Source organism: Cytobacillus sp. QJM3NY_8 (assembly GCF_056173585.1).
Window position 1 is genome coordinate 498,688 of sequence record NZ_CM149681.1, and the last position, 14,018, is coordinate 512,705.

General features: G+C 41.5%; 13 protein-coding genes. 10 read left to right on the forward strand and 3 right to left on the reverse strand.

What is annotated here, in order from left to right:
- The first annotated feature begins 36 nt into the window (after positions 1 to 36).
- The 7 genes from tenI (at position 37) to AC0VZ9_RS02675 (ending at position 5,434) form a co-directional block, all read left to right on the forward strand.
- Entirely contained in the window at positions 37 to 648 is a 612-nt protein-coding gene (gene tenI, locus AC0VZ9_RS02645; protein WP_009335526.1) for a thiazole tautomerase TenI, read from the forward strand.
- Positions 645 to 1,784 (forward strand): glycine oxidase ThiO, encoded by a 1,140-nt coding sequence (thiO, locus tag AC0VZ9_RS02650; RefSeq protein WP_009335525.1) that lies wholly within the window; start codon positions 645 to 647, stop codon positions 1,782 to 1,784. Before tenI ends, thiO begins: the two co-directional genes overlap by 4 nt.
- Positions 1,781 to 1,984 (forward strand): sulfur carrier protein ThiS, encoded by a 204-nt coding sequence (thiS, locus tag AC0VZ9_RS02655; RefSeq protein ID WP_009335524.1) that lies wholly within the window; start codon positions 1,781 to 1,783, stop codon positions 1,982 to 1,984. Before thiO ends, thiS begins: the two co-directional genes overlap by 4 nt.
- 1 nt (position 1,985) lies before the next feature.
- Positions 1,986 to 2,753 carry a thiazole synthase gene (locus tag AC0VZ9_RS02660; RefSeq protein ID WP_009335523.1) on the forward strand — a complete coding sequence of 256 codons (768 nt, stop codon included), beginning with the start codon at positions 1,986 to 1,988 and terminating at the stop codon, positions 2,751 to 2,753.
- Positions 2,750 to 3,769, forward strand: a complete 1,020-nt coding sequence (locus tag AC0VZ9_RS02665; RefSeq protein WP_034297471.1) for a MoeB/ThiF family adenylyltransferase — start codon at positions 2,750 to 2,752, stop codon at positions 3,767 to 3,769. The genes AC0VZ9_RS02660 and AC0VZ9_RS02665 overlap by 4 nt, the downstream gene beginning before the upstream one ends.
- 127 nt (positions 3,770 to 3,896) lie before the next feature.
- Positions 3,897 to 4,352, forward strand: a complete 456-nt coding sequence (locus AC0VZ9_RS02670; protein ID WP_009335521.1) for a VOC family protein — start codon at positions 3,897 to 3,899, stop codon at positions 4,350 to 4,352.
- A gap of 221 nt (positions 4,353 to 4,573) precedes the next feature.
- A complete protein-coding gene (locus tag AC0VZ9_RS02675; RefSeq protein ID WP_034297468.1) occupies positions 4,574 to 5,434 on the forward strand; it encodes a transporter substrate-binding domain-containing protein in 861 nt (286 codons plus the stop codon).
- 142 nt (positions 5,435 to 5,576) lie between these two features.
- On the opposite strand, the gene AC0VZ9_RS02680 is transcribed toward AC0VZ9_RS02675, so the two are convergent.
- The 3 genes from AC0VZ9_RS02680 to AC0VZ9_RS02690 form a co-directional block, all read right to left on the reverse strand.
- On the reverse strand, positions 5,577 to 6,917 hold the full coding sequence (locus AC0VZ9_RS02680) for an aspartate aminotransferase family protein (protein WP_009335519.1): 1,341 nt from the start codon (positions 6,915 to 6,917) through the stop codon (positions 5,577 to 5,579).
- A gap of 31 nt (positions 6,918 to 6,948) precedes the next feature.
- Positions 6,949 to 8,406, reverse strand: coding sequence for a CoA-acylating methylmalonate-semialdehyde dehydrogenase (locus AC0VZ9_RS02685; RefSeq protein WP_009335518.1), 1,458 nt, complete (start codon positions 8,404 to 8,406; stop codon positions 6,949 to 6,951).
- A gap of 146 nt (positions 8,407 to 8,552) precedes the next feature.
- Positions 8,553 to 10,160, reverse strand: coding sequence for a PucR family transcriptional regulator (locus AC0VZ9_RS02690; RefSeq protein ID WP_034297465.1), 1,608 nt, complete (start codon positions 10,158 to 10,160; stop codon positions 8,553 to 8,555).
- A 463-nt stretch (positions 10,161 to 10,623) separates the two neighbouring features.
- Here AC0VZ9_RS02690 and AC0VZ9_RS02695 point away from each other — a divergent pair, with 463 nt between their 5' ends.
- Genes AC0VZ9_RS02695 through AC0VZ9_RS02705 form a run of 3 tightly spaced genes read left to right on the forward strand, consistent with a single transcriptional unit; the run spans position 10,624 to position 13,909 of the window.
- Positions 10,624 to 11,706, forward strand: coding sequence for a tartrate dehydrogenase (locus AC0VZ9_RS02695; RefSeq protein WP_009335516.1), 1,083 nt, complete (start codon positions 10,624 to 10,626; stop codon positions 11,704 to 11,706).
- A gap of 2 nt (positions 11,707 to 11,708) precedes the next feature.
- Positions 11,709 to 12,449 carry an SDR family NAD(P)-dependent oxidoreductase gene (locus tag AC0VZ9_RS02700; RefSeq protein WP_009335515.1) on the forward strand — a complete coding sequence of 247 codons (741 nt, stop codon included), beginning with the start codon at positions 11,709 to 11,711 and terminating at the stop codon, positions 12,447 to 12,449.
- 2 nt (positions 12,450 to 12,451) lie between these two features.
- The gene (locus tag AC0VZ9_RS02705; RefSeq protein WP_009335514.1) at positions 12,452 to 13,909 is read left to right on the forward strand and encodes an aldehyde dehydrogenase family protein; all 1,458 of its coding nucleotides are present in this window, start codon (positions 12,452 to 12,454) and stop codon (positions 13,907 to 13,909) included.
- Positions 13,910 to 14,018 lie beyond the last annotated feature (109 nt).

Below are 14,018 nucleotides of genomic sequence, written 5' to 3' on the forward strand. Positions count from 1 at the left end.
TTGCTAAAAGCATAAAAAAACAGGGGAGTTATCGCTATGAGGAAACAGCTGCATGTTATATCAGATGGAAAGCTATCTCTAGAGGCTTTTGCTGAGATAGCAGGTGAAGTGGAACCCTTTGCAGACAGGTTCCACTTGAGGGAAAAGCATCGAACCTCAAGGGAGCTATATGAAGGAGTTAAGCTGCTTTGTAATGAGGGAATCCCCATTCATAAAATTGTTATAAATGATCGGGTGGATGTTGCATGGGCATGTAAAACAGGTGTCCATCTTGCTTTTCACAGCCTTCCAGTCCGTGTTGTCAAAACGCATTTTCTAGATATGCCCATCGGATGTTCCGTACATTCTCCTGAAGAAGCAGAAGAGGCTGCAAAACAGGGGGCTGATTATATCCTGTTTGGGCACATATTTGAAACCGACTCCAAGAAGGGAATCCCGCCAAGGGGCACTGGGTCACTGGAGGCTCTTAAAAAGGCAGTAGAAATTCCGGTAATGGCAATTGGAGGCATTAAACCAGAGAAAGTCCCTGAGGTCTTGGAGGCGGGGGCAGATGGCATTGCTGTAATGTCAGGGATTTTGCAGGCAAAGGACCCTGCAGAGGCAGCGAAGCTCTTTTCAAAAAAGTTAAATGAGGAGGGGGAAAAATGAGGAAAATTTATGACGCCGTTATAGTTGGCGGTGGCATTAACGGAAGCTCCATTGCTTTTCAATTGGCTAAAAGAGGGTATAAAGTGGCCGTTTTGGATAAGGGTAAAATAGCCGGCAAGGCTTCCGGAGCGGCAGCTGGAATTTTAGGAGCCCAAACGGAACTGGCAGAAGACGGCCCGCTATTTCAGCTGGCATGCAAAAGCCGCTCCATGTACCGGATCCTGATTCCTGAACTGGAAGATTTATCACAAGTGCATATTGGCTATCAAAATAAGGGTGTATATAAAGTGGCGGCTAATAAAGAGGAGGAGCAGACATTAAAAAGATTGATAGAAAGCCAGCAAAAAGCGGGTGAGCAGGCCGAATGGTTTTCGATTGATGACCTGATTAAACGTGAGCCATCCGTATCAAACAAATTGCTGGGTGCCATGTATATACCGAATGACGGACAGGTTCAGGCATATGAATTGTCCCTTGCCTTTGCAAAAGCTTCAATGGCCCTCGGTGCAGAAATTTATGAGTATACACACGTATCAGATTTTATTTTAAAAGATGAAAAGGTTCATGGGGTCAAAACCAGCCAGGGAGAATTCCTGGCAGAATCCGTTATCGTGGCTTCCGGGGCCTGGAGCAGGGAGGTTCTTGAAAGAGCGGGCCTTTCGCTGCCCATTATTCCGGTTAAAGGCGAGTGCTTCTCGGTGATACCTGAAAAACCGCTTGTACAAGGGACGATCTTTTCACATGGATGCTATATCGTTCCGAAGCAATCTGGGAGATTAGTAGTTGGAGCGACCGTTAAGGTCAATTCATTTGATGAGAAGGTGACCCTTGAGGGGATATCCACGCTGATGGAAAAGGCGCAAAACCTTGTTCCGGATATAGCGAAGGCTGAATGGGAGCGGGCCTGGACAGGAATTCGTCCGCAATCGGCTGATGGCCAGCCTTTTTTAGGAGAACATCCTGTTTATAGAGGGTTATATATTGCGGCCGGCCATTTTCGGAATGGAATCCTCCTTGCCCCGGCAACAGGCGTACTGATGGCAGACATCCTCGAAGGAAAAACGGAGCAGCCAAATCCGTTTGAGCTTTCCCGCCTTGAATCTTTAGTCCATACGTCAAATGGGGTGCTTTTATGAAAGTTGTCATTAACGGAGATGCTATGGAGCTTCCGGACACAGTTAATCGCGTTTCCCTTCTGCTCGAGCATTTCAATTTGGAGCAAAAGGTAGTCATTGTTGAACTAAACCAGCATATTTTGGATAAATCCACGCATGCTGAAACCATTCTGACAGATGGGGATCGAATCGAAATTGTACACTTTGTAGGAGGCGGATGATTTGTTGAAAATTGGACCTTATGAATTTAACTCCAGGCTGCTGCTGGGAACAGGGAAATATCCAAGCTTTGATGTGCAAAGGGAAGCTGTAGAAGCTTCGGCAACAGAGGTGCTTACCTTTGCTGTACGCCGTATGAACATTTTTGAAGCGGGCCAGCCCAACTTTTTGGAAAAGCTGGATTTAAAGAAATATAAATTACTCCCTAATACGGCAGGAGCAAGTACAGCTGAGGAGGCTGTCCGAATAGCAAGGTTATCCAAAGCTTCCGGGCTCTGCGACATGATTAAAGTTGAGGTTATTGGATGCAGCAAAACGCTTCTTCCTGATCCAATAGAAACAATAAAAGCAGCGGAGATTCTATTAGACGAGGGTTTTATTGTTCTGCCCTACACTTCTGATGATGTCGTCCTTGCTCGAAAACTTGAAGAACTAGGCTGCCATGCGGTCATGCCATGTGCTTCTCCAATTGGTTCAGGGCAGGGAATCATTAATCCTATTAATCTTCAATTTATTACAGAGCAGGCAACTGTGCCGATTATTGTGGATGCTGGAATTGGAAGCCCGGCAGATGCGGCATTGGCAATGGGGCTGGGAGCAGATGGAGTGTTATTAAATACGGCTGTCTCCTCTGCCGATGATCCTGTTAAAATGGCAAAAGCAATGAAACTCGCCATTGAAGCAGGGAGGCTGGGCTATGAAGCAGGCCGGATGCCCCAAAAACGTTATGCGTCAGCAAGCAGCCCGGCGGAAGGAATGATTTTTAGTTGAATGAGCGATACTCCCGCCAGATGTTATTTCCTCCGATTGGCAAAGAGGGACAGAAAAAGCTGAGGGAAAAACACGCTTTGATTGTAGGGGCTGGTGCATTAGGGGCTGCGAATGCAGAAACCCTCACAAGGGCAGGTGTCGGCAAATTAACCATTGCCGACCGGGATTATGTGGAGTGGAGCAACCTGCAGCGCCAGCAGCTTTATTGTGAAGAGGATGCTGCACGAAAAGTGCCAAAGGCGATAGCGGCGGCTAACCGCCTAAAAGTCATCAATTCTGAGGTGCAAGTTATCCCCCGGGTTATGGATGTAGGAGTACAGGAAATTGAAGAGCTGGTTAAGGGTGTTGATTTAATCATTGACTCAACAGATAATTTTGACATTCGCTTTCTGATCAATGATATATCTCAAAAGCACTGGATTCCCTGGATATATGGAGGCTGTGTGGGGAGCTATGGTTTAAGCTATACCATCTTGCCTGGGGTGACACCGTGCCTGAATTGCCTGATGGACAAATTGCCATTGGGGGGAATTACCTGCGATACGGCTGGTGTTATTCAGCCTGCTATTCAAATGGCTGCGGCTCACCAGTCTGCTGAAGCATTAAAGATATTGGCAGAAGGCTTTGAATCCTTACGCGGGACACTTGTTTCTTTTGATGTATGGAAAAATCATTTTAGTTCTGTTAATGTTTCTACATTAAAGAATCCGCAGTGCTTATCGTGCGGGACTGATCCAGTTTATCCCTTCCTGGACTACAGAAATCAGACAAAAACAGCCCTGCTTTGCGGGAGGGATACCGTTCAAATCCGGCCTTCAGTCCTTCAAGATATGGATGTTGCTTATCTGGAAAAATCCCTGGTCTCTCAAGGTATCAATGTAGAGAGCAATCCTTATTTGCTCTCATTTTCGATCGATCAGGCCAGAGTGGTTGTATTTAAGGATGGAAGAGTGCTGATTCACGGGGTAAGAGACATTATCGGGGCGAAGAATCTGTATCATCGTTTCCTGGGATAATGAGTTATGCCTGTCGCTAAGAGTGACAGGCTTTATTGACTATTAGGCAAATAGTAATTACTTTAAATATCAAACTCAAAATTAAGCTAAAATGAAGGTGAAGAGCATCTAAACAGGAGTTGATGGCATGAAGCATAAAATCCAAAAAATCACACCAAACCTATGGTTCAATACAGAAGCCGAAGAGGCAGCAAACTTTTATACTTCTATTTTTAAGAACTCAGCTATCAGCAAGATAACCCGCTATGGAAATGAAAGGCACGAACTTAGCGGCATGACAGAGGGAAAGGTTATGACTGTGAAATTTCAGCTGGAAGGACAGGAGTTTACTGCTCTTAATGGCGGGCCAAAATTCAGGTTTAACGAGGCAATTTCATTTATAGTCAATTGTGAGAATCAAGAAGAAATAGACTACTATTGGGAAAAGCTTTCTGAAGGCGGGGATGTAAAGGCACAGGCTTGCGGCTGGCTTAAGGATCAGTTTGGGGTATCCTGGCAAATTGTACCTGCAGAGTTAAGCGAAATGATCAGCAGCCATGATTCTGAAAAAACCGAGTGTACTTTAGCGAACGGATTATTTTGACTATCTGGACATTGATCTTTAAAGGCAGTGTACTTAGAACCTTTATTTTGATAGGAGACAAATCACTTATTAAAAAAACCACTGACCAATTGATGAAATTGTAATATTTGGTTAAGTTTTTGATTTTTGAAGGGTATTCTATTTGTTTTGTCGTATTTCTAGGAAGTTAATAGACGATATTGAATAAAAAAAAACTAACTATAAAAAATGGAGGGAAGTACGTGTTTAAGAATTGGAGGAAAGTTTTATTGGCTGGAATTATCAGTATATCCTTGGTAGGTACTGGGTATGTCGGTCACGATTTGATTTCCACACCAAACGTATCGGCCGAATCCGCATCGAAAAATGCACCAGGCTATCAGAAAAACGCTGCGGCTACGCAGTTAGATGAAATTATCGAGAGAGGATACATTCGGATAGGTATGACAGGGGACTACAAGCCTTTTACATATTTGAACCCTAAGACAAATGAGTACGAAGGCTATGACGTAGACGCTGCCAAAGAACTTGGCAAAGATCTTGGCGTGGAGGTACAGTTTGTTTCAACTACATGGCCTGACATGTTGAAAGACCTGCAGGCAGATAAATTTGATATCGCTGTCGGAGGCGTAACTCGAAATACAGCCAGACAAAAAAACGCTTATGTATCCCAAGGTTACATTTCTTTCGGTAAGGTACCTTTGATACGTGCGGAAGACAAAGATAAATACCTTACAATTGAAGATATCAACAAACCTTCCGTGCGTATTGGCGTAAATCCAGGTGGAACAAATGAATCGTTTGTCCGTCAATATCTGAGTAATGCTAACGTAACCGTTGTTCAAAACAACCTGGATATCCCAGGTTTGGTTGCGGATGGAACTTATGATGTTATGATCACAGACACTGTGGAAGCAATGCTATATGCCAGAAAAGATGAAAGACTATATGCCGCTTTAACTGACAAGCCTTTCACCAACAGTGAAAAGGGCTATATGATCCCGCGCGGTGATTTCATTTATGCTAGTTATCTGGAAATGTGGATGGATGAAATGAAGCTACAGGGTAAATTCGACGCGCTTTACAAAAAGTGGATTGAATAGGTCGATTTAAGATTCATAGACAACCGTCCCTGATTTTAATCAAGAATTTGGTGCATGGATATTATTATACACAAAAAAGGGAGGCTCATAGTCGAAATATCGATAATGTACCTCCCTAACTATTTATTAAAATAGCTTTAATTTAAATAGAACGTAAGCTTTCTTTCAGTGTTTTGACGATAAAGGTGAAGTCGTCTTCAGTAATACTTAGAGGAGGAGCAAGTTGCAAGATGTTATTGTAGCCTGCAACAGTGTCCCCATTTTTGCCAATAATTAGTTTTCTCTCCTTGCAGGCACTTATTACTTTATTAAGGATTTCAACACTTGCCGGTTTTTTCGATTCTTTATCCTCAACCAACTCAATGCCGATAAGAAGTCCTTTTCCTCGAACATCGCCTACAAATGGTAAATCTTTTACTTCTTCAAGTTCTTTTAATAATCGTTCCCCCAAAAACTGTGAGCGTTCAATTAGTTTTTCATCCTCAAAAATTTCTAGGTTCTTTAATGCAAGCGCACAAGCCGCTGGGTTACCTCCGAATGTATTTACATGGCGGAGGCGATCATATTGTTCATTGCCGCTGTAAGCCTCATAAATCTCTCTTTTAACCGCTGTAGCAGAAAGTGGCAGGTAGGCACTTGTGATCCCTTTAGCCATCGTAATAATATCCGGCTTTACATCATAATGCATAAAACCAAATGGTTTACCTGTTCGCCCAAATCCACAAATTACTTCGTCGCAAATTAGAAGGGCGCCGTGTTTTTCGCAAATCTCTTTAACCTTTTTCATATAGTTCTGAGGAGGAATTAAGCAACCGCCCCCTGTAATAATTGGCTCCATAATCATGGCTGCTACAGTCTGGCTTAATTCCCATGTCATTACCTTGTCAACTTCCTGAGCGCTTTCAAGGGTATGCTCATCAATCGGATTTCGATATACATCTGGTGGGTTCACATGGATAAAGCCCGGAGCTAGTGGCTCATATTTATATTTCCTTTCAGCTTGACCTGTTGCTGCAAGAGCTCCCATTGAATTTCCGTGATAAGCACGATAGCGGGAAATGAATTTATACCGTCCATGGTCTCCTTTCTGCTGATGGTACTGACGCGCAATTTTAAATGCTGTTTCATTTGCTTCAGACCCACTATTTGAGAAAAATAATACGTAGTCATCGCCAAGCCATTCGTTAAGTTTTTCAGCCAACTTAATGGCAGGAATATGGCTTTGAGCCATTGGAAAGTATGGCATTTTTAGAAGCTGCTCATAAGCAGCTTCTGCCAGTTCCTTTCTGCCATAACCGGCATTTACACACCAGAGGCCAGATAATCCATCCAAATACTTGTTCCCTTCAATGTCTACTACCCAGGCACCTTTTGCTTCTTTAATAATTAGGTTTCCTGAAACAGGAGCAGAACCTCTCATTGCGTGCCAGATATAACGCTCATCCTTTTTCTGCAGATCTTTACCTTGTTCCGTAGCTAGCATTCTTATTTCCTCATTTCATTATAATTGTTTATTAATAACGAGCGGTCAACATTTTTTTACGGGTATAAAATTCTACCCCATCGCGGCCGTTGGCGTGAAGGTCACCGTAAAATGAATTTTTATAACCTGAGAATGGGAAGAATGCCATTGGAGCCGGTACACCTAAATTTATACCGAGCATACCTGCATCAATTTCTTCACGGAATGTGCGAATTACACTCGCGCTGTCTGTATATAGACATGCACCGTTAGCAAACTCGGATTGGTTTGTAATCATAATTGCCTCTTCAAGGGTTTCTGCACGGACAATTGACAATACAGGGGCGAATATCTCATCTTTCCAGATTTTCATATCTGTTGTCACATGGTCAAAGATGGTTGGGCCCACGAAATAGCCATCTTCCTGTTCTCCTTCTTCTCTCCCATCACGGACAAGGAGGGCTCCTTCATTTTCCCCGATCTCAATATATTGAATGGTCCGTTCCTTATGTTCTTGACGAATAACTGGGCCAAGGAATACATCTTCATCCAGCCCATTTCCTATTTTAATTTCATCAGCTTTTTGTTTTAGTCGGTTAACTAACTCGTCCGCTATCTCTCCAACGGCTACTATAACAGATGCAGCCATACAGCGTTCACCGGCTGATCCAAAGGCAGCTCCAATGATATTGGTAACTGCATTATTCAGGTCAGCATCCGGCATAACAATCGAGTGGTTTTTCGCTCCAGCCAATGCCTGTACTCTCTTTCCATTCGCTGCAGCTGTTTTGTAAATATATTCTGCAACAGGCTGTGAACCAACAAAAGAAACAGCTTTTACATCCTCATGTTCAAGGATGCCATTTACAACATCATGGCCACCATGAACAATATTTAGGACCCCATCCGGAAGACCAGCTTCTTTAAACAACTCAGCTAAGCGATTGGCCAGAATCGGGGTGCGTTCAGACGGTTTTAACACAAAGGTATTTCCGCAAGCGATGGCTAGTGGGTACATCCAACAAGGCACCATCATTGGGAAGTTAAATGGAGTAATGCCGCCAACCACTCCAATTGGGTAACGGTACATACCGGACTCAATACCAGTTGCAATATCAGGAAGTTGATCGCCCATCATTAGTGTAGGGGCACCGGCAGCGAATTCAACACATTCAATTCCGCGCTGCACCTCTCCATATGCTTCTTTGTAACTCTTACCATTTTCAAGTGTAACTAGTCTTGCCAGCTCATCCCAGTTTTCAACCAGTAATTGCTGATAACGAAAGAGTATCCGCGCACGTTGAGGAACTGGTACCTTTTTCCAAGTTTGGAATGCTTTATTTGCAACCGCGACCGCATGATTAACATCTTCACGTGTGGAGATTGGCAATTTTGCAATAATTTCACCTGTAGCTGGATTTGGGATTTCACTTACATTCATACTTTCTGATAACGTCCATTGACCGCCAATAAAATTTTTTAGTGTCTTTACTTCATTAGTTACAACCATAATTCTGCCTCCTCTTGATCCGAATATTATGAAAATTTACTAATCTAATTATATTAACGGAATAAATCGTTTTCATTAGACAGAATGTAAAATATTTTTGTAGGAATACGTTACGTTCAGAAAAAATCCGATGTTTTTTCTTACAGCTAGTCTTTTTCTTTAGGTGTTTGCTTAGCACCATCCAGATACTCATAAGCCGCAACCGCTAATTCAAACGCTTGTCTTTTTGGCGGTTCCATAAAGTCCTCTCCTATTAGCTCATATAACTTTTCAAGCCGGTGATAAAGTGTTTGCCTCACAATAAAAAGATGCTTCGCTGTTTCTTTTTTTGAACCATTGAATTTTAAATATAACCTTAATGTATTCATAAGCTTTGTGTTATTTTGGCGATCAAATATTATTACAGGCTTTAAATAATCAGACACAAATTCATATAAAATTCCTTGATCATAGGCAGCATTAATGATTCTGTATATATGTAAATCTTCATAAAAATAGCTAGTTTTTTCATTTCGTACCTTTTCCCTGATAATAGAGGCCTCTTTTGCAAGTTCGTAGCTTTTTTTTATTTCCGTTAAATGGTGAACGGGTTTACCAACACTAATTTGTAAGTGAGGATAAGAATGTTTGGTTAAATATTTTGTTTTTATTATCCTTTCGATTGCAATACCAACTCTTTGTTTATAATTACTTTGACTCCCATTATCTATCAAAATTAATACAAGAGAATTTTCCATCATGGCAGGTAATAGGTGGAATCCCTGATTTTGAAAAATATTACGTAAAAATAGTTTTAAATAAGTTATGTTTGAATCATCAGGATCAAGATCGACCTTGATGAGAACTACAATCGCTCTTTCCAGCTTTATACCAGGCGTAATCTCTTCAAGGTATCTCTTTATTTGTTCTTCATTGTGTTCTCCGTTCAGCCATTTTTGGATCCAATCCGTTTGCTTTGCCTTTCTTCTTTCTTCTGTCCATAATTCACGTAAAATTATTTGAGCAAGCGCTGTTACTGTTCTGTCTAGGAGCAATTTTTCAAACTCTGTTACCGAATCCGCTTTATCTATAATGATTAACTCGGCATAATCCTGATTCAATACATTAATTTTTTGCCGTGTGATAAATTCCTTTTTCCCTAAACTGCTTTCTTTAACTAATCGAAGGAGGCTGTGATTTTCCTTTTCTGATTTGTTGGAAACAATACTATCGTGACCATCATTTGATAAGTAAATGACGGGCAGTTGTAATTGTTTTTGCAACATATTCAAAACCGCCATTTTAGGGTCTGCTTCAAGCAAAACTTCATTTAGTTTTCGTGAATACTCCTCTAAATCCGTTACCATTTGATAATTTCTTTTAATAATTAATGTATGAATTTCTTCAGTGATATCAACAAACCTTACTTCTCTATTAAAAACAATAATCGGGAAATTGAAACGATCAGCCAATTTGATTAAATCGCTTGAAATTTCACTCACATATTCACCTAACTCCACACAAAGTCCAGATACCTGACATTCAATTAACTGCTTTACAAGTGAAAGCAATGATCCTTCGATATCTTTCCAGCCTATACCAGTTGTTAGTATTAATTCATTTCCGTTTAATAGATTACTTACATTAGTAATTTCCATAACATGAACCCATTTTACAGTTCTTGTTACTCCTTTTTTTCCAGCAACAATTTTTGCAGTTTGGAAACTTTTCTGTTTTAATATCTCATCTACAGATAGTTTGACTTCTTTTTTCATCCCCATAAGCCCCCGCTTCATTCCAAAATGAGCCTTAATGTTTCTGATTTGAAATTTTAATTCCGCTACTAAAAGGTAAGCCAATCATTAGAAAGACGAATAGTGTTACCCGCATAAATAATCTTAATTATACAATCAGTGAAATTTTACAGCACTAGCATAGCATAGAACCCCCTAGATATCTGAATATTTTAACATTATGTCGTATTATTTTCTAATTTATTATATTTTTTGTCCAATGAGAATTAAGCGTTTTCATGATAAGATAAAAAAGAAATTCAGAAAATATAGATTAGTAAAATAACTATAAAGGCTGACCGCGCATCCTGTTCGAAACTTCTATATATTCAATCCAAACCCCATTCTATAAATTGGTAACGAAATTGGTTAAATGTATTGAAGGAAGTTATCAAAAGTTAATAGTGAGTGTATAAGTTTATCAATTATGAAAAGGAGTGAAGTTATGACAAGTCATCGGATTGCTGTTTTACCTGGAGATGGAATCGGACCGGAAGTAATGAAGGAAGCTGTTAAGGTACTGGAGCTGCTCAAAAAGCTGGATCCTTCATTAAAAATCGAATTTGATACATTTGATTGGAGTAGCGAGTATTACCTTAGGCATGGAAAAATGATGCCAGAAGACGCCTTGGATACATTAAAAGAATACGATGCGATTTTATTCGGAGCAATTGGCGATAAGCGGGTGCCTGATGATGTGACTGTATGGGAGCTGATCATGCCTATTCGGAAAAAATTTAAGCAGTACATTAATTTAAGGCCAGTTAAATTATTAAAGGGAGTTTCTTGCAGATTCACAGATGAAGATATTGATTTTGTTATTGTCCGTGAAAACGCTGAAGGTGAATATTCCAATAGCGGCGGAAGATTGTATCAGGGTCTAGATCAGGAAATTGCTGTTCAAAATACTATTATTACGCGAACTGGTACGGAAAAAGCTGCAAGATTTGCTTTTGAATATGCTAAAAAGCATGGAAAAGGGACGGTCACTAGCGCCACAAAATCCAATGCGATCATCCATTCAATGAAACTATGGGATGAGGCAGTCCGTGAGGTTGGACAAAAATTCCAAGCTATTAATCTGCAAAGCTATTATATTGATGCACTGGCAGCCTATTTCGTTTCAAAACCAGAGGAATTTGAAGTTGTTGTTGCTTCCAATTTGTTTGGGGATATTTTAAGTGACTTAGGCTCTGCTGTTGTAGGAGGGCTTGGGCTGTCTCCATCTGCAAACTTAAATCCTGAAGGGGAATTCCCTTCCATGTTTGAACCTGTCCATGGTTCAGCACCTGACATTGCCGGCAAAGGCATTGCCAATCCGATTGCACAAATCTGGTCGGCGGCACTAATGCTTGAACATTTAGGGAGAAAGGATTTAGCTGCCGTCATAATGGAATCGATTGAACAAGTTCTTGTACAAAAAGAAGTACAAACACCTGACTTGGGCGGCAATGCAACGACAAGCGAGATGGGATCAGCAATACGAGATGCTATTCAACAATTATTATTAGTGAAAGAAGGACGATAAAAATGAGATTAGAAAATGAAGTAGTTGTTGTTACGGGTGCCGAGGGCGGTATGGGAAAAGAAACCGTGAAACGATTTTTAGAGGAAGGAGCTTTCGTTGCAGCTGTTGACCTAAATGTGGATGGTGTAGAGGAAAGTGATCGTCTCCTGCCAATTGCTGCAGATTTAACAAAGGAAGAGGATGTTGCGAACGTTTTTTCAGCAGCATTTGAGAAATTTGATCGTATTGACGGACTTGTTAATATTGCAGGCATTGCACAGCCGGCAACACCGATTGAAGAAGTGAGCTTGGCAGATTGGGAGAAAATTATGAGTGTAAACGCAACAGCTCCATTTTTAACATGCCGTGCAGCTGTTCCTTATATGAAGAAACAAGGGAAAGGAGTGATTGTAAATATCGCTTCTATATCCATGGTGAGACCTCGTCCAGGTTTGAATGCTTATATTGCTTCAAAAGGAGCCGCCGTTTCTTTTTCGCAAGCATTGGCCATTGAATTAGCCGAGTATGGAATCCGGGTAAATGTGGTCAATCCAGGTCCGGCAGATACGAATATGCTTGGGCAATTTACAGCGAAGGATGTGGATATTGAAGCCACGAAGGATACTGTTTTCAAAAATAGTGTTCCATTGGGAAGATTAATTAATCCGAATGATATTGCCAATTCTCTAGTGTATCTGTGTTCGAAGGAAGCAGCCATTGTAACAGGTTCTATTATTAATGTAGATGGCGGAAGGGGGATTTAACAGTGAAGGCGGTCGATGTGCAAGTTCAAGGATGTTACATAGGCGGAGAATGGAAGATTCCTGAAAAAGAGAGATTGATAGAAGTGAAGAATCCAGGGGACGGCTCTGTTTTAGCTATTGTGCCAAGAGGGGATAAAGAAGAAATTGACCTTGCTGTAAAAGCAGCGAAAAAAGCATTTCTTTCAAATGAGTGGAAAACGTTTAATCCGTTTAGTCGCGGCAAATTGCTTTATCAGGCTGCGGAAATCATCCGCGAAAATAAAGAAGAATTAGCAAAGTTAGAGACGTTAGATGTCGGAAAGCCACTGGCTCAGTCTGCTGTGGATGTAGAGATTGCTGCACGATATTTTGAATATTACGCAGGTGTCGCAGATAAAATTCTTGGAGAAACGATTCCAGTAGAACCGGGAATTATTGATTACACAGTTCGCGAACCCATTGGGATTGTTGGCCATATTATCCCATGGAATTACCCGCTTCAAATCGCAGCAAGAAGCATTGCCGTATCTATTGCAACTGGAAACGCAACTGTCCTGAAGCCTGCAGAGGATACACCTTTAACGACACTAAAACTTGTTGAATTAATGGAGCCATTAGGGCTGCCGAAGGGGATTCTGAATGTTGTCACAGGGTACGGATATGAAGCCGGTGCTGCGCTTTCGTCTCATCCTGATATTAACCATATTACTTTTACAGGTTCAGTAGAAACTGGAAAAAGAGTGATGGAGTCCGCTGCACAAAATGTTGTTCCTGTTACGCTTGAACTTGGAGGCAAATCGCCGAATATCGTCTTTGCTGATTGTCATGAGGAGCAGGCGCTTGAGTGGGTTCTTAAGTCTATCGTGCAAAATGCGGGTCAGACTTGTTCTGCAGGATCCCGCTTGGTAATTGAAAAGTCAATTAAGGAAGCATTTGTGGACAAGCTTGCAGCCTTGATGGAAAAACTCTCGATTGGTCCTGGAATTGATAATCATGATCTAGGTCCGGTGCTATCGAAAAAGCAATTTGAGCGCATCCAAAGTTTTATTAATCTGGCAAAGCAAGACGGAATTAGGATTGCGACAGGCGGAGAGCGTGAGTCAGTAGAGGGATGTGAATCAGGCTACTTCCTTCAGCCAACCATCTTGGATAATGTTCCTGCAAGCCATCACCTTGCACAGGAGGAAATCTTCGGTCCTGTATTGACAGTAACTACCTTCGAAACAGAAGAAGAAGCAATCGAAATCGCCAATGGAACACCGTACGGACTCGTTGCAGGCGTATGGACTGAAAATGGAAGCCGTGCTCATCGTGTTGCCAGCCAGCTCCAATGCGGCCAAGTATTCATCAACCACTACGGGGCAGGGGGAGGCATCGCCCAGCCATTCGGCGGATACAAAAAAAGCGGCTTTGGACGGGAAAAAGGGCTAGAGGCACTTCGGAATTATACACAAGTGAAGAATGTGGCGGTAAAGTTTTAAAGGGAATACCCCAATCGCCCGGCAGGAATACAAGATAACTTCTATGCGCGCAAAAACGCAAAGAAGCTGATGAGGAAGTTAGGTTCAAACACTGTATAAATATCCAATC